The sequence below is a fragment of the Synechococcus sp. N5 genome, assembly GCF_900473925.1.
Classification (GTDB): domain Bacteria; phylum Cyanobacteriota; class Cyanobacteriia; order PCC-6307; family Cyanobiaceae; genus Parasynechococcus.
On the sequence record NZ_UCNI01000007.1, the window covers coordinates 112,085 to 131,005 of the forward strand.

The window sequence follows — 18,921 nt, forward strand, 5'->3', positions numbered from 1 at the left end:
TTGCAGGTCACATTTCTCGGTACGAGTTCTGGGGTACCCACCCGGGCCCGCAACGTTTCAGCCGTGGCTCTGCGCTTGCCGCAGCGCTCGGAGATGTGGCTGTTCGACTGCGGCGAGGGAACCCAACATCAGTTTTTACGCAGTGATCTGCGGCTCTCGCAGCTGCGCCGGGTGTTCATCACCCACATGCATGGCGACCACGTGTTCGGCCTACCTGGTCTGCTCGCCAGCCTCGGGCTCGCCGGCAGCAGCGCCGCAGGGGTGGATCTCTACGGGCCGGACCCGCTGGAGAGTTATCTCACTGGTGTGTTGCGCACCAGCTCCACCCGGATCGGCTATCCCCTCGCTGTCCACAGGGTCCGGGATGCAGCAGAGCATGGCACGCTGCTGTTCGAGGACGACGACTTCACGGTGCGCTGCAGCCCGCTCACCCACCGAGTGCCGGCCTACGCCTATCGCATCGAACAGAAGCCCCTGGCCGGTCGCTTCGACATTGAGAAAGCACGAGAACTGAACATCCCGCCCGGCCCCGTGTACGCCCAGTTGAAGCGGGGTGAAACAGTGACCCTGGAGGACGGTCGCAGCATCGACGGCACCAGCCTCTGCGGTGAGGAACGGCCCGGCGTGAGCGTCGTTTATTGCACCGACACCGTGTTCTGCGAGGCGGCCGTCGAGCTTGCCCGCGGCGCGGATCTGCTGATCCATGAATCCACCTTTGCCCATGGCGAGGCGGAGATGGCGTTCCAGAAACAGCACTCCACCAGCACCATGGCTGCCCAGACGGCCGCCGAAGCGGGTGTGGGGCAGCTGGTGCTCACCCACCTCAGCCCGCGCTACGTGCCGGGCAACCCGGTCACGCCCCAAGACCTGTTGAACGAGGCCAAGGCGATCTTCCCCAACACGCTGCTGGCCAAGGACTTCCTCAGCATTGACGTCAAACCACGCTGCAACAGTTCGTGATCCGGCCACAGAGGGTCACTTCCCCGTGATACAAGAGCTTGGTGCGGTGAATGCGTCACACCCCCTTACCTTCATGGCCTCTGTGTTCTCTTCCTTGCGACGGTCCCTGAAGGGCCTTCTGGTCCTCATCCCGGTGCTGATCGGTTTGGCCGTTATCTCTCCGGCTCAGGCGGCCCAGTGGGACGCTGAGACCCTGACCGTTCCGGCAGATCCCTCCGGCACAGAGGTGACCTTCAGCGATCGTGAAATCGATGCTGGCCGCAAGGTGTTCAACACCAGCTGCGGCACCTGCCACGCCGGCGGCATCACCAAGACCAACCACAACGTGGGCTTGGATCCTGAGACCCTGGCCCTGGCCACCCCGGCCCGCGACAACGTTGAGGCCCTGGTCGACTACATGAAGGACCCCACCTCCTACGACGGTGAGTACAGCATTGCTGACCTGCACCCGAGCATGCGCGACGCTGAGCTCTACCCCGCCATGCGCGATCTCGATGATGAGGACCTGCGCCTTATGGCTGGCTACATCCTGGTGTCGCCCAAAGTCCAGGGCAGCGCCTGGGGTGGTGGAAAGATCTACTTCTGATCAGCTTCTGCCGATCAACTCCAATCAAAATCGTTCGTCCCCGGCGGCCTCAGGTCGTCGGGGCTTTTTGTTGGGGACTCACCTGCTCAGGGGCCATGGAGCTGGGATGGCGGCTGTACCACCACTCCTGCAGATCCCGGCTGAAACGAACGGAGAACAGGGTCAGCACGGTGGGTGTGGGTCGTCCTCCCGGCTGCAGCAGTTCCACGGCGTAGGAGGGGCAACGCCGGGCCGCCAGGTCGGGCACAAACCGCCGTCCGATCCGTCGCCAGCTCGGCTCCTTGCTGCGCCAGGCCAGACGACAGCAGGGCCAGGGCAGTTCTTCGCGATCAAACAACCGGCAACAGGGCCCGATGACGCGGAAGCTGTACTGACCGCCGGGGCTGGTGTGAACGCTGCCGGGCTCCAGAAGATCGTCGACTTCGGGGCGGCTCACGGCAGGAGAAGACAAGGGACACGCATGGAAGACGACCAGACCAAAAAAAACCACCCCCGAAGGGGTGGTTGAGGACACGTCCAGTTGAAGGACAGAGGCTCAATAGAGCTCTTCTTCGGCGTGGGTCTTGATGGTGCAGTCGCTGGTGGGGTAGGCGACGCAGGTCAGCACGAAACCAGCTTCGATCTGGTCGTCGTCCAGGAAGCTCTGGTCGGACTGGTCGACGGTGCCAGCGGTGATCTTGCCGGCGCATGTGGAGCAAGCGCCAGCGCGGCAGGAGTAGGGGAGGTCGATGCCCTGCTCTTCAGCAGCGTCGAGGATGTACTGGTCGTCGGGCACTTCGATGGTCTTGTTCAGACCTTCGCTCTCGGAGACCAGGGTGACCTTGTAGGAAGCCATGATTGATGAATGCGTACAGGGTTCCGGAAAACCCGGTCCTGCAGAACGCCACATTTTTACTTCAAATAGGTGCTCAACCTGACGATTCCGGGGCCACTGGGGAGGAGGACCAATCGGAGACCCCACTCTGATAAGCCTGGCTTATAAGGCTAGGTCTAGCGGCGGCGGATCTCCAGCAGCCCCCAGCGGCCCTGTGCCGCCTCGGCGGTGACCAACCAGCCCAAGCCCCCCAGCACCTCCTTCAGGCGCGGTGCCTGATCCACCAGAAGCCCACTGAGCAGAGCGCGCCCATCGGGCTGAAGCAACCCCTCAAACCCCGGGGAGAGGGCTTCAATCACCGGAGCCAGGATGTTGCAGAGCAGCAGGTCAGCGCGACGGGGCGCGAGCAGCTCGTTCAGGGTCTCCACAGAACCGAGAGCCACCTGAAGCCCAGCCTCCGATCGGTCGTTGAGGCCGCGGTTGTCCGTTGTGGCACGCACCGCCAGGGGATCGGTGTCAGCGGCCACCACCGACTCCGCCCCCAGGCCCAGCGCAGCGAGGCCCAGCACCCCGCTGCCGCAGCCCAGATCGGCCACAAGCGCCCCCAGCGGAGGCGACTGTTCCAACGCTTCCAGGCAGAGCCGGGTGGTGGGGTGACTTCCGGTGCCGAAGGCACTGCCGGGGTCCATCTTGATCACCAGCCGATCGGCATGCTCCGGCGGGACCTCCAGCCAGGCCGGCAGGATCAACAGCCCCGTACCGACAGGATCGGCCTGCCAATGCTGTTTCCAGCTGAGGCTCCAATCCTCGTCGGCCACATCGTCCCAGTGCCCATCGGGCAGGCTGAGTCCAAAGGGCTCCGCCAGCGGCTGCAGGCTGGCGACCAGCTCCCGCCGCTGAGGCTCGGGCCACTCCGGCTTCGGGAGCCAGACCAACAGCGTCTTGCGATCAGGCGTTTCCGGCGCATGCTGCACCGCGTGGCGATGCAGCCCCAGATCCGTCAGTTTCCACACCAGCGATTCCTCCAGCTCCGGAGGACACGGGAGTGTGAGGCGCCACCACATCAGAGCGTGACCGGGTGTGCTTCCTGGATGCCATCGATGGCCGTGATCGTCTGCAGCAGATCTGCTGGGATCGGATCATCGATGCTGAGCACCATCACCGCATCGCCGCGAACGATTTTGCGGCCCACCTGCATGGAGGCGATGTTGACGTTGTGTTCGCCCAGCAGAGAGCCCAGGTGACCAATGATTCCGGGCATGTCCCGGTGCCGGGTGAACAGCATGTGGCTGCTGGGGGTCACATTGACCGGGAAGGCATCGATGCTGGTGATGCGCAGATCTCCATCGGCAAAGACGGCACCGGTGACGCTGCGGCTGCCCTGATCACCACGGGTGGTGATTTGCAGTGAGCCTCCGGCGAAGTCGCGGCTGCTCTCATCCTTCACCTCCAGCACCTGAATGCCGCGGGCCTTGGCCTCGAGCGAGGCATTCACGAAGTTGATGCTGTCACCCAGGCCAGCGCTGAGCAGACCCTTCAGGGCAGCAATCACCAGAGGCTGGGAGGGATGGCTGGCGAACTCACCTTGCAGGCGCAGTTCCATCTCCTTCACATGACCGCCAGCCAGCTGGCTGACGAGCAGACCGACCGTCTCGGCGAGCTGGAGATGGGGCTTGAGCCGCTCCATGATCTCGGCGCTGAGGCCGGGAATGTTGACCGCACTGCGGGCCGGCAGACCCAGCAGCACATCACGGATCTGCTCCGCCACATCGATCGCCACATTCTCCTGGGCCTCTTCCGTCGATGCACCGAGGTGGGGCGTCAGCACCAGACCACGCTCCACCGCCCGCAGGGGGGAGTCTTCCGCCAGGGGCTCACTGGCGTACACATCCAGGCCCGCACCGGCAATCACACCGTTGTTGATGGCTTCAGCGATCGCCGCCTCATCCACCACGCCGCCGCGGGCGCAGTTCACGATCCGCGCCGTGGGCTTCATCGTGCGCAGCAGCTCCGCATTCACCAGGTTCTCGGTGTCCTTGGTGCGCGGGATGTGCAGGGTGACGTAATCGGCGGTGCGGAACAACTCATCCAGCTCCAGCAGCTTCACCTGCATCCGTTGCGCCCGGTCAGCAGCAATGAAGGGGTCGTAGGCGATCACATCCATGCCCATGGCCTGGGCAACCCGGGCGACGTGGGATCCGATCTTGCCGAGACCAACCACCCCCAGAGTCTTCTTGTAGAGCTCGTTGCCGACGTATTTCTTGCGGTCCCACTTGCCGGCCCGCATGCCGCCATGGGCCTGAGGGATGTGCCGCGAGAGGGTCAACATCATCGCCAGAGCGTGCTCCGCTGCAGCGATGGTGTTGCCCTCCGGCGAGTTCACCACGAGCACACCCCGCTGGGTGGCCGCAGGCACATCAACGTTGTCGACGCCGACGCCGGCGCGGCCAATGATCTTGAGACGACTCGCCGCCGCGATCACCGCTGCGGTCACCTGGGTGCCGGAACGGATCATCAATCCGTCGTACTCACCGATGATCCCGATCAGCTCCTCCTCCGAGAGGCCGGTGCGCTGATCCACCTGCGCCACTTGGCCAAGGATGTCGATCCCGGCCTGGTCGATCGGATCGGAGACAAGAACTTTCGTCATCGAAAGGCGCAGAACTGCCGCGGTGAACTGTAGAGATCGACATCCACCACCCCCTCCAGTTCGAAGCACAGGGTTCAGAATTCAGCGCATTGGATCTGAATGCCCCATGCCCGTCTGTGTGATGGTGATGGCCGATGCCCCTGCGGCGGAAGGCCTGACCCAGCGGCTCCGGGACACCGATCTGCCGCTGCTGAAGTGTCTGACCATCCCCCCAGATGGGGATGCCATCGACAAGGTTGCCCTGCTGAACCCCAACCTCACGCGCCAACAGCGGCAGCGAGGCATGGCCCGCTGGCTGATGCCCTTCGGTTTCCTGGCAGGGGTCACCTTCACCAAGATCACCACCCTCACCACCTTCGCCAGCTTTGGCCCCTGGGGCGAAACCCTGATCGGCGGCCTGCTGGGCATGGGCTCCGGCCTGATGGGGAGCTACGCCGCGGCCGCCAGCGTGGATTCAGACAACGATGCAGGCGTGCGGATCCTGCGCAACCGCCGCGACGAAGGACGCTGGCTGGTACTGCTGGAAACCCCCAATGGCATTGAGGCCCCCTGGCAGGTGATTCAAAAGTCGCGGCCGCAGCAGGTGGTTCGCCTCGACGACCTGTGATGCTGCCCCGGGAGGAGCTGCTGGCGGGGGCCCAGAACCCGGAAGAGCTGACGGTGCTGGTCGATCTCGCGGAGCAGGTGTTGCGCACCTGGCAACCGGCCTGGAGTCCCTTTCTCAGCGCACCGCTGCAGGAGGAAGCCTTGGCACGCCTGGGCAGCCTCAGTGAATTGACATGGATCAGTGATGGCGGCTATCCAGGCGCCGAGCGCCAACGGCTGCTCTGCCACCGTCGCGACGACAGCCCTGATCCAGCAGCCCCTGTTCAAGGCCTGCTGATTGAAGGCAATTTCCTCTTCGACCCCCTTTCCCCCGAGGACCTGCGCGAAGCGTTGAAGTCCATGGGCGTCGACGCAGACCACATCGGCGATCTCTGGGTGCGCGGCGATCGCGGCGGGCAAGGGGTCTGCACCCCCAGTGCTGCCGAAGCCCTGCATGGCCGCCTGGGGGCCGTGCGCGAGGTGGAGATTCGCTGCGAATCTCGTCCTGTGGAGCAGTTGCAGCAGCCTGTGCAACGCAGCGTCCGCACCCTGCAGACGGTGGAAGCCTCCTGTCGCCTGGATGCGATTGCATCGGCTGGATTCGGGCTGTCCCGAGCCAAGATCGTGACCCACGTCAAAACAGGGCGCCTACGGCTCAACTGGGGCAACGTGCGTCAAGCGAGCCGTGAACTGGTAGTGGGCGACCGGCTGCAGCTGCAGGATCGCGGCTCGGTGGAGGTGCTCTCGCTCACGCGCACCAAACGGGAGCGCTGGCGCGTTGAACTGCGCCGCAGTTGAGTTGAGCTGCCCACCAGCTGCTACTGTTCAATCTCGGTCGATGAAATCACAAGATTTCAAATGATCGATGTCGGGCGATTAGCTCAGGGGTAGAGCACTACATTGACATTGTAGGAGTCACTGGTTCAAATCCAGTATCGCCCACTTTCCCTGTAGGGACTGCGTTTTCGAACTTCAGACCTCGCGATGACACGCACGATTGTCGTTGGCTTGGGTCGATCAGGTTTGGGAGCTGCGCGTCTGCTCAAGCATCAGAATCGCGATGTTGTTGTGTTCGAACGGGGCGATAACGAAGCCCTCCAAAACACCTCGAAAACCCTCGCCGAAGAGGGCATTGAGGTGGTGCTGGGGCAGCCCCTGACCCTGGAGAGCTTTGACGCCTGGCGCGACAACCTGGACGCAGTGGTGATCGGCCCTGGCATCCCCTGGGATCATCCAACCCTGGTTGAGCTGCGATCCGAGGGCATCCAGGTGCGCGGCGAGATAGATCTGGCCTGGGATGCCCTTCAACAGATCCCCTGGATCGGCATCACAGGAACCAACGGCAAAACCACGGTCACCCATCTGCTCAACCACGTGCTGGAGGCCTCAGGCCTTACGGCACCGATGGGGGGAAACATGGGCCTCTCCGCCGCTGAACTGGCCTGCCAGATCAGATCAGGGGCCACACCGCGGCCGGATTGGCTCGTGATGGAACTGAGCAGCTACCAGATTGAGGCGGCGCCCACCGTGGCCCCAAAGATCGGCATCTGGACCACGCTGACCCCAGACCATCTCGAGCGCCACGGCAGCCTGGAGGCCTACCGGGCCATCAAACGCGGGCTGCTTGAACGCTCGGAGTGCGCTCTGTTTAATGCCGATGATCCAGACCTGCGCCAGCAACGCAGCAGCTGGGACCTCGGCACCTGGGTGAGCAGTGAGGGTGCGCGTCCGGACAACCAGCCCGCCGACCTCTGGATTGATGACGAGGGCATGGTGCGCAACACCACCACCCGCTTGTTTGCAGCTGATGCCCTGGCGATGCCGGGCTGCCACAACCGCCAAAACCTGTTGCTGGTGACCGCTGCCGCCCTCGAGGTCGGCCTCTCCCCCCAGCAAATCGCCGACGCCTTGCGCACATTTCCGGGCGTACCGCACCGGCTTGAGCAACTGGGCACGTTGGCGGGAGCCAGCGTATTCAACGACAGCAAAGCCACCAATTACGACGCAGCCGAGGTGGGCTTGCGGGCCGTGCAGGGGCCCGTCGTGGTGCTGGCCGGGGGGCAGACCAAACAGGGCGATGCCAGTGGCTGGCTCGAGCAGCTGCACACCAAGGCCTGCAGCCTGATCCTGTTCGGTGCGGGGGCCGATGAGCTGGCCACCCTGGCCAAAACGGCTGGATACCCCGGCGAACTGCTGCAGTGCCCGGAGCTCGAGAGCGCTGTGAACCTGGCTGAAACGGCCGTACGGCGGCATCAAGCCTCATCGCTGCTGCTGTCACCGGCCTGCGCCAGCTTTGATCAATACCGGGATTTCGAGGCCAGAGGAGACCACTTCCGCACCCTGATCACCCCCCTGCTGGACGTCGCCTGAGACCAAACGAACGCAATGGGATGCATCTGGGCCTAACGGTCCGATGATGGTGTGAAACAAGCCTTGCGACGTGGCCTTCTGGTTGATGAAAAGCGAACCCGACGCCTACGGGATCGATGATCTGCGGCGCGAGGGCACCACGCTGTGGGACGGCATTCGCAACTACCAGGCCCGCAATTTCATGCGCAGCATGGAGGTGGGAGACCAAGCATTTTTTTATCACTCCAATTGCAAGCCCCCCGGGATCATCGGGCTGATGGAAGTGATGGAGACCGGCCTGGTGGACCCAACGCAATTTGATCCCACGGCCAAGTACTACGACCCCAAATCAAGCCCCGAGAAACCACGCTGGGACTGCGCACGCCTGCGATTCCTCGGCGAATTCGACGCTCTGCTCAGCCTCGACCAACTGCGGGAGCTCTACAACGAAGAGCAGCTGCCCGTGATCAAACGCGGCAACAGGCTCTCGATCCTTCCGGTCCCCACCGATACCGCCAACGACCTCCTTTCACGGCTTGGCCAGCTCCACTGAAATCCCACTGGTCACGCTGCTGCCACGGGCCTGGATCGGCTTCAGCCGGGGGCCCTGGCGCTGTGTTGGCTTGGCGGCGCTGGTGTTGATCAGTGCCAGCGGCCCTGCGGTGATCGGCCACGACCTGCGCCTGGCGGGATCCCCATGGCTCAATCGGCTGGGGGACCTCTCAGTGTTGATCAGCCTGGTGCTTCCGCTGCTGCCTCTCCTGGGCCTGCTGCAACTGACAGATGGCCTACTCCCGGACCGACGCGACGACCGCCCCCAACAGAGCTGGAGACAGCTGCTGCGCCAGGCCTTCACCCTGGTGCTGCTTGAGCTGGTGCTGGTGCTGGGGGGCGTCGGATTGATTCAGTCATTGAGCTGGGCGCTCGGACGCTGGAGCACGGCCTTGGCAGGCCTGAGCGTGCTGCTGGGGGGAATGGTGCTGCTGAGCTGGCTGTTCAGCCAAACCCTGGCCCTGCCCCTGCTCGTGCACGAGCGCTGCCGAGCGCTTCAGGCGATGGACCACAGCCGACAGCTGGTGCACCGCAATGGGCTCAAGGTGCTGGCGCTGCTGGGAATGCTGCTCGGCCTCAATCTTCTGGGGCTGATCGGGGCCACCCTGGGGCTGCTGCTCAGCCTCCCCTTCAGTGCCCTGGTGCTGATGGCCTGCTGCCGGCCTCAGACCCCATTGATCAGCGATTCCCGGCGGAACATGTTTCCAATGTAAACCCGGGTGATCTCCCGCGATGCCTGGCCGTTCTGTACCAGGAAGCCGGCAAGCGCCGCCTGAACCAAACGGTATTGATCCCAGTTTGGATGCCCCTCGATGAACTGGGTCATGGCCTGCTGGAGGGGTTGCGGCACTTCCGATTGGAAACTCACAACACTGATCTCAGCCGCGGCTTGCTCAAGGCCTTCCGGCATCTTTTCTCTTCGAAACGAACACTAGTTCTCCACACCACGGCGCCGTCGTCAAGAACCCCCAACACGGGGCCATTCTCACGAATCTCCAAGCGAGATCCCTGCTAGAAAGCCACTCCTGCACTGGTCAAAGCGCCGGCATAGACGGAACTGCGCAGCCCGCCGCCATCGTCAAGCAAAAACAACGACAAACAGGGGATTTCCACAGAAACCCGCCAGGGCGGCGCTAACGACCCATGGCCTGTGGAAAAACCGTGCAGAGCAACAGGAAAAGGGCGTGGGAAATCAATGACCCAAAAACGATTAGCTGGATTAATCAATGCTGCGAGTCCCACAACGTTCTCAAGGCCGCAACGGCCGCCGCCGCCGCAGGGGCCGGCCACTCTCCCTGCGCCGCACGCCCCTGCAGCGGGGTGAGCAGGATGCGCAACTCCCATAGGTTGCGATCACCGCGCAAGCATCCCCACCAGACGCCCCGATCCAGCTCCAGCTCGATCAACTCCTCGGGCATCAGTTGGTCAACCAGACCCCTGTGCTGCTGTTCAAGGGTCGCCACGAGATCCACCAGATCCCGCCACTCCGGCTCGGTCAACTCAAACGCCCAGCGTTCTCCCCCCACAAGAACGCAATATTCGCCGCGGGAGGGGTCGTGCGAAACCCGCCAAGCGTCCCCCTCCTGCTGGATCACAGCTGATGGATCAACCGGGCAGCAGATCGGGCTGGTCTTGCTCGTCGCTCAATTCCACGATGGCCCGTTGCACCGGCTTGACGCTGGACTCCTCCAGCAGACCGTCAAAGTCATCGAAGCGACGCTGCTTGGCCCGGAAGGCGATCCGCACCGTCGTCAGATAACGGTTGCTTGATTGACGAATCAAGCTTTCGCCACGCTTGGCGAGATCCTTGGAATCCACTCCGGCCGAAAGCACAGGCTTCTTGATTAAACGAATTCATTTTAATTGGTGACCGTCTCAGGCCAGCTGATCGGTGTGAAAGGGCACGTGCATGGGGTAAGCCCGCTGACGGGAGCCTGGAACCCGCAACACGATCTGGCGCCCCATCCCCAAAGCCGCCAGGGGCAAGCGCAGATCAGCGACCAAACCACTCAATTCCTCGAGATGCGCATCATCGATGCACTCGATGCGGATGCTGCCCCAGCTGCGACGCATGCGACAGCTCCGCAGCGGCTCCAACCTGTCCTGCAGTTCAGGATCTTCCCGGTAGAAGGAGAAGATCAGCTGTTGCAATCGATCCATCGCCGCCAGTCCCCCTAGTCTCATCCTGACTTCACCGTGCCCTGAGCAGGGTCAGAGATCGCGTGGGCGAAGAAAAGCTTCAGCATTCAGACCAACGGGGCGGAACACTCGCCATCGATTTGGGCAGCACCACCACGGTGGTGGCCTATCAGGGAGCAACCTCCACAAGGGCCGATCTGCTGAACCTGCCGGCCATCTGCAGCCGGGCTGGTGAAATTCCCAGCCTGGTGTGGGAGGCATCCCAACGCCCCCTGATTGGCCGGCAGGTGCTCGAGTCAGGCCTCAATGACTCCGTTGACAGCCGTCTGCATCGCGACTTCAAAGGCCGCATCGGTCAAGCGGATGCACCAGAGCAGGACGCAGCCCGCTGGGCTGGAGAACAGCTGCTTCAACAGATCTGGAGCCGGCTCCCCAGCGATCTCCCGGTGGAGCGGCTGGTGCTGACCGCCCCGGTGGAGTGCTACAGGGCGTATCGCAGCTGGTTGCTGCAGGCCTGCACCACGCTGCCGGTGGCCGAGATCGCCCTGGTGGATGAACCCACAGCAGCCGCCATGGGTGGAGGGCTTCCTGCTGGTTCCACTCTGCTGGTGGTGGACCTGGGCGGAAGCACCCTGGATCTGGCCCTGGTGGCTCTGGAAGGAGGGGAAGGTCGTGCCGCACCGATCGCCCAACTGCTGCGGCTGGGGGGGCGCAGCCTCGGTGACAACAGCCGCCAGATGCTGCGCACAGCAAAGGTTCTGGGCAAAGCCGGGCTGCGCCTCGGGGGCCGTGACATCGATCGCTGGATTGTGGACCGCTGTTGCCCGGGTCAACCCGCCAGCACCCCCCTGCTCAATGCCGCCGAACGGCTCAAATGCCGGCTGAGCAACACCGCCTTAGGCGAACGCGAGCCCCTGATGGAGTTAGCGGTGGATGAGCAGGAGCATGAGCTCCGCCTATCGCGCAGCGAACTCAACGCGCTTCTGCTGGAGCGCGGCTTCGGAGACGCCCTCGAACAACTGCTGGAGAGCTGTCTCGCCGGCGGTCGCCGCAACAATTGCAGCCTTGAAGATCTGGAGGGCGTGGTGGCCGTCGGCGGCGGTGCCCAGCTGCCCCTCCTGCGCCAGTGGCTCTCCGAGCACACGGCGCCAGCGCCCTTGCTCACCCCGCCACCGGTGGAGGCCGTGGCCCTGGGTGCGCTTCAACTCACGCCAGGGGTTGCCATTCGGGATGTGCTGCAACACGGTGTTTCCCTGCGTTTCTGGGATCAGCGCAGCAACAGCCACCGCTGGCACCCCCTCTTCGTGGCCGGTCAACCCTGGCCGAGCCCCGCCCCCCTGGAGCTGGTGCTGGCCGCCAGCCGCACCGGTCAACGCAGCTTGGAGCTGGTGCTGGGTGAGCCCATCCCCCAGGGGAGCCACAGCGTGGTCTTCATTGATGGTTTGCCGACCCTGCAGGAGCAGACCGCCGGGGAGGTCTCCCATCAGCCTTGGCCCGGCATCGAGCTGGTGCTGCCTCTGGATCCCGCCGGAGAGCAGGGCGAAGACTGCCTGCGGCTGCGCTGGAACATTGATCAAGAAGCGCAGCTTCAGCTGGAGATCAACGATCTGCGTTCAGGTCGGACGTGGTCCCAGCCAACGCTGGGGGCTGTCCGATAAGACGTCCGTCCACAGGCCCTTGGAACGGGAGCCGTCACTCCATAAAACAGAATCAACGTTCAGCTCCACCCTTCGTGGCGGCACCGCGTCAACTGCTGCTTCGGCTCTGGGGTGTTGGAACCCTGGGATTGGTGCTGGCGATTGCGGCAGGTGCCTATTGGTGGGAACAACAACTGCCGAAGCGGCTGCAGAGCGCCCTCGCTGCCAACGACTACGAGGCCTGCATCCGCACCAGTGAGCAACTCGCCTCCCTGCGCTGGTTGGGGGAGGGCGCACCGCAGGAGCAGGCCCTCTGCCGCCAGAAGCAAGCCGAACATCTCTGGGACCAAGGCGATTCGATCGCTGCCCTCACGCTGCAGAAACAATTGGTCGCATCGGGCCATGGCGACCTTGCCCTCCATCGCAAGACCCTCGAACGCTGGCGCCAGGCTCTGATGGATCAGGCGATTGCTCTGTTTCGTGAGGGAGACCTGCAGCAGGCACTCGCGTTGCTGGATCCCCTCAAAGGCAGCGCGCGCAGCTCCATCAGCCAACTCAGTGCAACGCTGATGGAGATCTGGAACCGCAACCAATTGGAACAGCGTCGGCTGTTTCAACTGGTGGAGCAAGAACGCTGGTGGGAGGCCTTGGACAGCCTCAACAAACTCGACCATCCCTGGTGGCAGCAGCAGGCAAGTGCCACCCGTCAAGAGGTGGAGAGTGCCATTAAGGCCCTCGATGAGGCCCAGCAACACCAACAGCACCCAGCGGTGCGTGCCGACGTCATCAGCGGCGATCGGCTGGATGCCGCCGTTGAGGATCAGTTGCTCCAAGGTCTGGACCCCTGGACGGCCTTTTCGATGGGCTGCAGCGACCTTGGCGGTCGCGTCGAAGAGGACGGACCGGAAAGTTTCTGTCGACGCTCGTCCCCAAGCCCGTGACAAGATGAGCCCGTGGATGACTCAGGTGCAATGCAGGCGGGCGACAGGGTGACGGTGGAGGCATCCGTCGTTGTGTTCAACCATCCCGAACACCGGGGCAAAGCCTTTGACATGAAAGGGCAGACCGGAGAGGTGGCGAACGTTCTCAATGATTGGAAGGGTCGGGTGATCAGCCCAACGCTTCCTGTGATCGTTGCCTTCGGCCGCTACAAGGCCCATTTCCGCGCCGACGAACTCAAGCCTGCCGGCTGAGTCGGCTCAGGAACACCCCCTCCTCACCATCAACATCCCTGAGGCGGAGCTCGATGGTTTCGCTGCGTCGGGTCGGCACAACGCGACCACAGAAATCAGGCTGAATCGGAAGCTCCCGATGGCCTCGATCCACCATGGCCAGCAACATCACCCGCTGCGGCCGCCCCCAGCTCTGCATGGCCTCCAGAGCGGCGCGCACCGTCCGCCCCGTGAAGATCACATCGTCCACCAGAATCACCTGGCGGTCCTCAATGCTGGTGGGGAGAGTCGTGAGCTGGGGCAGACGGGTGCCGATGCGCTCCAGATCATCGCGATGGAACGTGGGATCAATGGCCCCCTGGGAGATGGCATGACCTGTCAACCGCTCCAATTCCCGCCCCAAAACCCTGGACAACTGAACGCCGCGGGTGGGGATCCCCAACAGCATCAACCGACGGCTTTCTTCGGCGCTCTCCAACACCTGCGACGCCAAACGCGACAGCGTTAGACCAAGCTCACGCTCCGAGAGAATTTCGATCCGTTCAGGGTCGGCCATGGAGGATTGAGCGCTGCGGGGTGTGGGAATTGGCTGAAACTGCAGCTTGAGGGCTGGCGTGGCGTTAAGTTGATTCTGCAAGAGTCCTTAAGAACCGTCGGTCGCGGGTGAACGTGGGGAAAAGCACTACCAACGGTTCAGGACGCTCCGGGACAGTGGCTCCGGTAGTTCTCGCCATTCTTGATGGCTGGGGTTACAGGAACGCAAGCGAGCACAACGCGATTCAGCAAGGCGGCACTCCTGTGATGGATGCCCTGTGGCATGCCTATCCACACACCTTGATTGAGGCCAGTGGCTCCCATGTGGGCCTCCCCGATCAACAGATGGGAAACTCTGAGGTGGGCCACCTCACCATCGGAGCAGGCCGCATCATTCGCCAGGAGTTGGTGCGAATCAGCGACACGGTGCGCAGCAACCAACTGGGCGACACGCAGGCACTCAAGGAATTGGCAGAGCGCACCCAAGGTCGAGGCGGCACCTTGCACCTGCTCGGGCTCTGCTCCGATGGGGGCGTCCACAGCCACGTGGACCATCTCTGTGGACTGATCCAGTGGGCAGCGGACAGCGGCATCTCCGATGTCGCCGTGCATGCCATCACCGATGGTCGCGACACACCGACCCAGAGCGCACCGGGATACATCAGCAAGGTGGAAGCGGCCCTGAGCAGAAGTGGCGTTGGCCAGCTCGCCAGCCTCTGTGGCCGGTACTGGGCCATGGACCGGGACCAGCGCTGGGAGCGGATCGAAAAGGCATACAACCTCTACACCGATCCCAACATCGCCGTCGACAGCCGGACGGCAGAGCAGGTGCTGGCGGAGAGTTATGCCGAGGACATCACCGATGAATTCCTCGAACCGGTGCGGCTTCAGAACAGCGTCATCAAAGACGGTGACAGCGTTCTGGTGTTCAACTTCCGACCCGATCGCGCCCGCCAGATCGTGCAAGCGCTCTGCCTCCCCGATTTCGAGGGCTTCGAGCGCAGCCACACGCCGAAATTGGATGTGGTCACCTTCACCCAGGTGGAACAAGACCTTCCCGTTCAAGTGGCCTTCCCCCCCGAGCCGCTCGACCAACTGTTGGGGCAGGTGGTGGCAGACGCCGGGCTGAAGCAGTACCGCACCGCTGAAACGGAGAAGTACCCCCACGTCACATACTTCATGAACGGTGGCATCGAACAGCCACTGGCTGGAGAAGACCGTCACTTGGTGCCATCGCCGAGGGTCGCCACCTACGACCTCTCACCGGCGATGTCGGCTGAGCAACTCACCGACAGCTGTATTTCTGCCATTGAGAAGGCGGACTATTCGCTGATTGTGATCAACTACGCCAACCCCGACATGGTGGGGCACACCGGTGTGATGGAGGCCGCCAAGGAAGCCATCCAAACCGTGGATGCCTGCATTGGCCGGTTGTTGGATGCGGTGGGACGCCAGGGCGGAACCATGCTGATCACGGCTGATCACGGCAATGCCGAATTGATGAAGGGTCCGGATGGCCAAGCCTGGACAGCCCACACCACCAATCCTGTGCCTGCGATCCTGATCGAAGGAGAACGGCGCAAACTGCCTGGCCATGGCAACGCCATCACACTGCGCGATAACGGGGGGTTGGCCGATATCGCTCCGACGTTGCTGCAAATTCTTGACCTTCCGCAACCGGCTGCCATGACTGGCCAAAGCCTGATTGCCCCCATGTCCAACATGGACCCCACCCCCAAGACCGCTCGCCTTCCTCTTTCCGTTTGATGCTCACCTCAATTTTGTCCTGGAGCTGGATCGGCACCGGCCTTCTGTTGATCGTCTTGGTGCTGCTGCATAGCCCCAAGGGTGATGGCATGGGTGGCTTGGCGGCAAGCGGCAGCTCCATGTTCAGCAGCGCCAGCAGCGCAGAAGCAACGTTGAACCGTCTGACATGGACATGCCTGGCGTTGTTTTTGTCCTTGGCCGTAATCCTGAGCGCTGGCTGGTTGAACTAAACCAACCCGCTCACAAACTCAATTTTCAGCACGCATTCTTTGAAAGCAGCTTCGACCTAATGGTTGAATTGCTATTCATCAAATTGCCGCTCTATTCCGATCAATTTCGCGAGCCAGAAGTCACTTAACGAAGTAAATAGAGCACGAATCCAGAAAACCAAGGCAAAACTGAGGCGGCATTGCAATATCAACAGAGCAAGAGCTGTTCAAACAGCCCGAATCGCTAAGAGCCGTAGCGGCCTTGAACTTAAGCCGTCAGACTTCAGAAACATTACTCAGGGCTTTGCAAGCCTGATTTCAGAAAAGCAATTTCCTTGTAGACCCGATCAAGCTCGTACAACGTTTTTGTTTCCTTCTTTTCAAGGATTTCAACCCGCTTCAACAAATCCTCCAACAGCTTATTTTGCAAAGATTCAACCTGAACTTGCCTTTTTTGCACGCCTTTTGAGGGAGCGGAAGACGTGCTGGCCGGCGAAAGGATGCCTCCATCCGTTTCGACGTACAACAAGGCCAGACGCTCCAACACCTTGGAGTAGGCCTTGTCTTGCTGTCGGCAAAGGGCCTTGAAACGCTGCAGCGTCTCTGGAGCGAACTGGGCGGCAAAAGCTCCGGGGCGCTGGGGCATTTGTCCCGACACATCGATACAAAGCAAGACGTTAGCCGGCGCGCCTCGGCACCTCACATGCTTCATGGCCGGCAACCAACGCCGGCCTCCAGGCGCCATATGTCTTGCAAAATCTAGACTTTACTAGACAGTATTCGGACATAAAAAGAGGCCCCGCAGGACCTCTTGGTTCTTGGCATGAAGTGAGTTGGGGTGATCAGGTGGTCTCTCGACCACCCCGAATCGATCAATAGTCGAAGTCGCCGCCGCCCATGCCGCCGCCGGCAGGAGCTGCTTCCTTCTTCTCAGGCAGATCAGCCACGATGCACTCGGTGGTCAGCACCATGCCAGCGATGGATGCGGCATTTTGCAGACCGGAGCGGGTCACCTTGGCCGGGTCGACGATGCCGGCAGCCAGCATGTCGACGTACTCACCGGAGGCAGCGTTGAAGCCTTCGGCACCAGCGCGAGCCTTGACGTTCTCTGCCACAACAGCGCCGTTGGCACCTGCGTTTTCAGCGATGCGCATCAGCGGAGCGGTAAGAGCAGCAGCCACGATGTTGGCGCCGATCAGTTCCTCGCCGGACAGGCTGGAGGCTGCCCACTGCTCCAGGGCCGGAGCCAGGTGAGCCAGGGTGGTGCCACCGCCAGGAACGATGCCTTCCTCAACAGCCGCCTTGGTGGCGTTGATGGCGTCCTCAAGACGGAGTTTCTTGTCCTTCATCTCGGTTTCGGTGGCTGCACCCACCTTCACCACAGCCACGCCACCAGCCAGCTTGGCCAGGCGTTCCTGCAGCTTCTCCTTGTCGTAGGTGGAGTCGGTCTCGTCCATCTGCTTCTTTATCTGTTCGCAGCGGGCGCCGACAGCCGCCTCGTTGCCCTCGGCAACGATGGTGGTGGTGTCCTTGTTGATGGTGATGCGACGGGCGGTGCCCAGCATCTCCAGCTTGGCGTTCTCCAGCTTGAGACCGGCATCTTCGGTGATCAGCTGACCGTTGGTCAGCACAGCCATGTCTTCCAACATGGCCTTGCGGCGATCACCAAAACCAGGAGCCTTCACAGCGGCCACGTTCAGCACACCGCGCAGACGGTTCACCACCAGGGTGGCCAGGGCTTCCTTCTCGATGTCCTCAGCAATGATCAGCAGAGGCTTGCCGGTGCGGGCGATTTGCTCCAGCACGGGCACCAGATCCTGCACCAGACCGATCTTCTTGTCGGTGAGAAGGATGTAAGGCTCGTCGAGGACGGCTTCCATCCGCTCGGTGTCGGTGGCGAAATAAGGGGAGATGTAGCCCTTATCGAAGCGCATGCCCTCGGTGACTTCGAGTTCGGTCTCCATGGACTTGCCCTCTTCGAGGGAAATCACACCTTCCTTGCCAACCTTGTCCATGGCATCGGCAATCATCTTGCCGACTTCTTCATCGTTACCAGCGGAGATGGTGCCGACCTGAGCGATGGCATTGCTGTCAGCGATGGGCTTGGCCATTTCCTTGATCTTGCTGACCAGGAAATCGGAAGCCTTGTCGATGCCCTTCTTCAGGGTGATGGCGTTAGCACCGGCAGCCACGTTGCGCAAACCCGCCTTGACCATGGCGTGGGCAAGAACGGTGGCGGTGGTGGTGCCGTCACCGGCAGCGTCGTTGGTTTTGGAGGCGGCTTGACGGATCAGAGCAACACCGGTGTTCTCGATGTGGTCTTCGAGCTCGATCTCCTTGGCGATGGTGACGCCGTCATTGATGATCTGGGGTGCACCGAACTTCTTCTCGAGCACCACGTTGCGGCCCTTGGGACCCAGGGTCACGGCAACGGCTTCGCAGAGGATGTCGATGCCTTTTTCGAGAGCGCGACGGGCGTTCTCGTTGTAAATGATGCGCTTTGCCATGGAAGGCGTTTCCTAATGAAGAGGATGGTTAAGGGAGGCTGGGTTGAGACTCAAGCCGCAATGCAGCGGGGCTGATCTCAGTTGACGACAGCCAGGATGTCCTTCTCGGACAGCAGCACGTATTCATCGCTGCCGAGCTTGATGTCGGTGCCGGCGTACTTGCTGTAGAGGACCTTGTCGCCCACACCAACTTCGGGAGCCTGACGGCTGCCGTCGTCGTTGCGCTTGCCGGGGCCCACCTGAACCACTTCACCCACCTGGGGCTTTTCTTTGGCGGTGTCAGGCAGAAGGATGCCGCCGGCAGTCTTCTCTTCGGATTCAGAGACCTTGACGAACACGCGGTCGCCGAGGGGTTTAACGGTCGAGACGCTGAGAGAAACAGCAGCCATGGGTTCTTGCAGGAGCAGGGACAGGGCGCAATGCGCCACGCATCGACGCGAGTTGGCACTCGATGCCGATG

General features: G+C 62.3%; 24 protein-coding genes and 1 tRNA gene. 13 read left to right on the forward strand and 12 right to left on the reverse strand.

The genetic code is table 11. From position 1 onward, the window contains the following. Together rnz and psbV are read left to right on the forward strand one after the other, a co-directional pair. Positions 1–960 carry a ribonuclease Z gene (gene rnz / locus DXY03_RS08745; protein WP_115010078.1) on the forward strand — a complete coding sequence of 320 codons (960 nt, stop codon included), beginning with the start codon at positions 1–3 and terminating at the stop codon, positions 958–960. Positions 961–1,033: 73 nt separating this feature from the next. Then, on the forward strand, positions 1,034–1,546 hold the full coding sequence (psbV, locus tag DXY03_RS08750; protein WP_222929014.1) for a photosystem II cytochrome c-550: 513 nt from the start codon (positions 1,034–1,036) through the stop codon (positions 1,544–1,546). Positions 1,547–1,595: 49 nt separating this feature from the next. On the opposite strand, the gene DXY03_RS08755 is transcribed toward psbV, so the two are convergent. The 4 genes from DXY03_RS08755 to serA all read right to left on the reverse strand — a co-directional run bounded on the left by DXY03_RS08755 (position 1,596) and on the right by serA (position 5,010). Then, entirely contained in the window at positions 1,596–1,982 is a 387-nt protein-coding gene (locus tag DXY03_RS08755; protein WP_115010139.1) for a hypothetical protein, read from the reverse strand. A 99-nt stretch (positions 1,983–2,081) separates the two neighbouring features. After that, complete coding sequence (locus DXY03_RS08760) at positions 2,082–2,381, reverse strand: ferredoxin (protein WP_006043345.1); 300 nt, start codon at positions 2,379–2,381, stop codon at positions 2,082–2,084. A gap of 155 nt (positions 2,382–2,536) precedes the next feature. Further along, complete coding sequence (gene prmA, locus DXY03_RS08765; RefSeq protein ID WP_115010079.1) at positions 2,537–3,424, reverse strand: 50S ribosomal protein L11 methyltransferase; 888 nt, start codon at positions 3,422–3,424, stop codon at positions 2,537–2,539. Next, on the reverse strand, positions 3,424–5,010 hold the full coding sequence (serA, locus tag DXY03_RS08770) for a phosphoglycerate dehydrogenase (RefSeq protein WP_114989479.1): 1,587 nt from the start codon (positions 5,008–5,010) through the stop codon (positions 3,424–3,426). The genes prmA and serA overlap by 1 nt, the downstream gene beginning before the upstream one ends. A gap of 106 nt (positions 5,011–5,116) precedes the next feature. Here serA and DXY03_RS08775 point away from each other — a divergent pair, with 106 nt between their 5' ends. From DXY03_RS08775 to DXY03_RS08800, 6 genes are all read left to right on the forward strand, one after another. Continuing rightward, a complete protein-coding gene (locus DXY03_RS08775) occupies positions 5,117–5,617 on the forward strand; it encodes a hypothetical protein (RefSeq protein WP_114989480.1) in 501 nt (166 codons plus the stop codon). Further along, positions 5,617–6,393: a photosystem II S4 domain protein gene (locus DXY03_RS08780; protein WP_170952020.1), complete on the forward strand. Its 777-nt coding sequence runs from the start codon at positions 5,617–5,619 to the stop codon at positions 6,391–6,393. The genes DXY03_RS08775 and DXY03_RS08780 overlap by 1 nt, the downstream gene beginning before the upstream one ends. A gap of 72 nt (positions 6,394–6,465) precedes the next feature. Beyond that, positions 6,466–6,537: transfer RNA gene (locus tag DXY03_RS08785), tRNA-Val, on the forward strand. 42 nt (positions 6,538–6,579) lie between these two features. Beyond that, positions 6,580–7,965 carry a UDP-N-acetylmuramoyl-L-alanine--D-glutamate ligase gene (gene murD, locus DXY03_RS08790; protein ID WP_115010081.1) on the forward strand — a complete coding sequence of 462 codons (1,386 nt, stop codon included), beginning with the start codon at positions 6,580–6,582 and terminating at the stop codon, positions 7,963–7,965. Between the two features lie 85 nt (positions 7,966–8,050). After that, positions 8,051–8,497, forward strand: coding sequence for an EVE domain-containing protein (locus tag DXY03_RS08795; RefSeq protein ID WP_115010140.1), 447 nt, complete (start codon positions 8,051–8,053; stop codon positions 8,495–8,497). Next, on the forward strand, positions 8,481–9,209 hold the full coding sequence (locus tag DXY03_RS08800) for a hypothetical protein (protein ID WP_170952021.1): 729 nt from the start codon (positions 8,481–8,483) through the stop codon (positions 9,207–9,209). The genes DXY03_RS08795 and DXY03_RS08800 overlap by 17 nt, the downstream gene beginning before the upstream one ends. On the opposite strand, the gene DXY03_RS08805 is transcribed toward DXY03_RS08800, so the two are convergent. The 4 genes from DXY03_RS08805 to DXY03_RS08820 form a co-directional block, all read right to left on the reverse strand. After that, positions 9,161–9,406 carry a DUF2811 domain-containing protein gene (locus tag DXY03_RS08805; RefSeq protein ID WP_115010083.1) on the reverse strand — a complete coding sequence of 82 codons (246 nt, stop codon included), beginning with the start codon at positions 9,404–9,406 and terminating at the stop codon, positions 9,161–9,163. The two genes, DXY03_RS08800 and DXY03_RS08805, sit on opposite strands and share 49 nt — an antisense overlap. Positions 9,407–9,719: 313 nt before the next feature. Further along, positions 9,720–10,091 (reverse strand): DUF1818 family protein, encoded by a 372-nt coding sequence (locus DXY03_RS08810; RefSeq protein WP_115010084.1) that lies wholly within the window; start codon positions 10,089–10,091, stop codon positions 9,720–9,722. Positions 10,092–10,101: 10 nt separating this feature from the next. Further along, positions 10,102–10,329 (reverse strand): DNA-directed RNA polymerase subunit omega, encoded by a 228-nt coding sequence (locus DXY03_RS08815; RefSeq protein WP_025362489.1) that lies wholly within the window; start codon positions 10,327–10,329, stop codon positions 10,102–10,104. A gap of 42 nt (positions 10,330–10,371) precedes the next feature. Beyond that, on the reverse strand, positions 10,372–10,656 hold the full coding sequence (locus DXY03_RS08820; RefSeq protein WP_006851813.1) for a hypothetical protein: 285 nt from the start codon (positions 10,654–10,656) through the stop codon (positions 10,372–10,374). A gap of 62 nt (positions 10,657–10,718) precedes the next feature. Here DXY03_RS08820 and DXY03_RS08825 point away from each other — a divergent pair, with 62 nt between their 5' ends. The 3 genes from DXY03_RS08825 (at position 10,719) to DXY03_RS08835 (ending at position 13,465) form a co-directional block, all read left to right on the forward strand. Further along, positions 10,719–12,293 (forward strand): Hsp70 family protein, encoded by a 1,575-nt coding sequence (locus DXY03_RS08825; protein WP_115010085.1) that lies wholly within the window; start codon positions 10,719–10,721, stop codon positions 12,291–12,293. A 74-nt stretch (positions 12,294–12,367) separates the two neighbouring features. After that, positions 12,368–13,213, forward strand: a complete 846-nt coding sequence (locus tag DXY03_RS08830) for a hypothetical protein (RefSeq protein WP_115010086.1) — start codon at positions 12,368–12,370, stop codon at positions 13,211–13,213. A 30-nt stretch (positions 13,214–13,243) separates the two neighbouring features. Beyond that, on the forward strand, positions 13,244–13,465 hold the full coding sequence (locus DXY03_RS08835) for a ferredoxin-thioredoxin reductase variable chain (protein WP_115010087.1): 222 nt from the start codon (positions 13,244–13,246) through the stop codon (positions 13,463–13,465). Here DXY03_RS08835 and pyrR read toward each other — a convergent pair. Then, positions 13,449–14,000 carry a bifunctional pyr operon transcriptional regulator/uracil phosphoribosyltransferase PyrR gene (gene pyrR / locus DXY03_RS08840; RefSeq protein ID WP_115010141.1) on the reverse strand — a complete coding sequence of 184 codons (552 nt, stop codon included), beginning with the start codon at positions 13,998–14,000 and terminating at the stop codon, positions 13,449–13,451. The two genes, DXY03_RS08835 and pyrR, sit on opposite strands and share 17 nt — an antisense overlap. Before the next feature lie 107 nt (positions 14,001–14,107). Between pyrR and gpmI the strand changes: the two genes are divergently transcribed. Further along, the gene (gene gpmI, locus DXY03_RS08845; RefSeq protein ID WP_115010088.1) at positions 14,108–15,745 is read left to right on the forward strand and encodes a 2,3-bisphosphoglycerate-independent phosphoglycerate mutase; all 1,638 of its coding nucleotides are present in this window, start codon (positions 14,108–14,110) and stop codon (positions 15,743–15,745) included. After that, positions 15,745–15,975, forward strand: a complete 231-nt coding sequence (gene secG / locus DXY03_RS08850; protein WP_006849683.1) for a preprotein translocase subunit SecG — start codon at positions 15,745–15,747, stop codon at positions 15,973–15,975. Before gpmI ends, secG begins: the two co-directional genes overlap by 1 nt. Positions 15,976–16,246: 271 nt before the next feature. Here secG and DXY03_RS08855 read toward each other — a convergent pair whose 3' ends face one another. The 3 genes from DXY03_RS08855 to groES form a co-directional block, all read right to left on the reverse strand. Further along, a complete protein-coding gene (locus DXY03_RS08855; protein ID WP_115010089.1) occupies positions 16,247–16,600 on the reverse strand; it encodes a hypothetical protein in 354 nt (117 codons plus the stop codon). Positions 16,601–16,826: 226 nt separating this feature from the next. Continuing rightward, complete coding sequence (groL, locus tag DXY03_RS08860) at positions 16,827–18,461, reverse strand: chaperonin GroEL (protein ID WP_006851861.1); 1,635 nt, start codon at positions 18,459–18,461, stop codon at positions 16,827–16,829. A gap of 77 nt (positions 18,462–18,538) precedes the next feature. Next, complete coding sequence (gene groES / locus DXY03_RS08865; protein WP_006850452.1) at positions 18,539–18,850, reverse strand: co-chaperone GroES; 312 nt, start codon at positions 18,848–18,850, stop codon at positions 18,539–18,541. Positions 18,851–18,921: the final 71 nt, after the last annotated feature.

What these genes read in the sequence shown, in the direction of transcription:
- serA (WP_114989479.1), bottom strand. Translation starts at nt 5,010, where the DNA reads ATGACGAAAGTTCTTGTCTCCGATCCGATCGACCAGGCCGGGATCGAC.
- DXY03_RS08780 (WP_170952020.1), top strand. Translation starts at nt 5,617, where the DNA reads ATGCTGCCCCGGGAGGAGCTGCTGGCGGGGGCCCAGAACCCGGAAGAG.
- groES (WP_006850452.1), bottom strand. Translation starts at nt 18,850, where the DNA reads ATGGCTGCTGTTTCTCTCAGCGTCTCGACCGTTAAACCCCTCGGCGAC.
- DXY03_RS08795 (WP_115010140.1), top strand. Translation starts at nt 8,051, where the DNA reads ATGAAAAGCGAACCCGACGCCTACGGGATCGATGATCTGCGGCGCGAG.
- psbV (WP_222929014.1), top strand. Translation starts at nt 1,034, where the DNA reads ATGGCCTCTGTGTTCTCTTCCTTGCGACGGTCCCTGAAGGGCCTTCTG.
- groL (WP_006851861.1), bottom strand. Translation starts at nt 18,461, where the DNA reads ATGGCAAAGCGCATCATTTACAACGAGAACGCCCGTCGCGCTCTCGAA.
- murD (WP_115010081.1), top strand. Translation starts at nt 6,580, where the DNA reads ATGACACGCACGATTGTCGTTGGCTTGGGTCGATCAGGTTTGGGAGCT.
- pyrR (WP_115010141.1), bottom strand. Translation starts at nt 14,000, where the DNA reads ATGGCCGACCCTGAACGGATCGAAATTCTCTCGGAGCGTGAGCTTGGT.
- secG (WP_006849683.1), top strand. Translation starts at nt 15,745, where the DNA reads ATGCTCACCTCAATTTTGTCCTGGAGCTGGATCGGCACCGGCCTTCTG.
- DXY03_RS08835 (WP_115010087.1), top strand. Translation starts at nt 13,244, where the DNA reads ATGCAGGCGGGCGACAGGGTGACGGTGGAGGCATCCGTCGTTGTGTTC.
- DXY03_RS08775 (WP_114989480.1), top strand. Translation starts at nt 5,117, where the DNA reads ATGCCCGTCTGTGTGATGGTGATGGCCGATGCCCCTGCGGCGGAAGGC.
- DXY03_RS08760 (WP_006043345.1), bottom strand. Translation starts at nt 2,381, where the DNA reads ATGGCTTCCTACAAGGTCACCCTGGTCTCCGAGAGCGAAGGTCTGAAC.
- prmA (WP_115010079.1), bottom strand. Translation starts at nt 3,424, where the DNA reads ATGTGGTGGCGCCTCACACTCCCGTGTCCTCCGGAGCTGGAGGAATCG.
- DXY03_RS08855 (WP_115010089.1), bottom strand. Translation starts at nt 16,600, where the DNA reads ATGCCCCAGCGCCCCGGAGCTTTTGCCGCCCAGTTCGCTCCAGAGACG.
- DXY03_RS08820 (WP_006851813.1), bottom strand. Translation starts at nt 10,656, where the DNA reads ATGGATCGATTGCAACAGCTGATCTTCTCCTTCTACCGGGAAGATCCT.
- DXY03_RS08805 (WP_115010083.1), bottom strand. Translation starts at nt 9,406, where the DNA reads ATGCCGGAAGGCCTTGAGCAAGCCGCGGCTGAGATCAGTGTTGTGAGT.